The sequence below is a fragment of the Tritonibacter sp. SIMBA_163 genome (assembly GCF_046535935.1).
Lineage (GTDB): Bacteria > Pseudomonadota > Alphaproteobacteria > Rhodobacterales > Rhodobacteraceae > Epibacterium > Epibacterium scottomollicae.
Window position 1 is genome coordinate 1 of record NZ_JAWJBP010000144.1, and the last position, 408, is coordinate 408.

Annotated in this window: 1 protein-coding gene; it reads right to left on the bottom strand. The window is 63.0% G+C overall.

Annotation, left to right across the window (positions count from 1 at the left end):
* A partial coding sequence (locus tag R0J92_RS21825) for a hypothetical protein (RefSeq protein ID WP_411053182.1) occupies nucleotides 1-216 on the bottom strand: 216 nt, incomplete at its 3' end.
* Nucleotides 217-408 lie beyond the last annotated feature (192 nt).

A 408-nucleotide genomic window follows, 5' to 3' on the forward strand; every position in this document is an offset into this window, starting at 1 on the left:
GTCTTCTTGCCCTTTGCCTTGCCTGTCTTGCTGGTTGCCATTGGTAGGCTCCTCTGACGCTTCGTTGGCGGCCAGCTTGAGCAGCGCACGCCGCAGCTCCTCGGCCGCTTGGACTTCGGATTCGTCAGGCAGCTCGCCGGCCTTCACGTTCAGGCGGTCCCACATCTTCAGGACGAGGCTGCCGATCAGGTAGATAGACTGAACCACCGGGGTCATCGAGTGCATCCTCCAGCCGGCCGAGTTCTTCGAGCTGGTCCTCCACAGGCCGGGTCTGGAGCACCAGTTGGTCAAGCACCGATTCTAACCGACGGGTGTAGATTCGGAAGTCCGCGGTCTGGCCACCGTCCCTCAGCCGGGCGAGTTCGTCGAGCAGCGAGTCGGCTTCGAGGATGAGCGGGTAGACCGCCT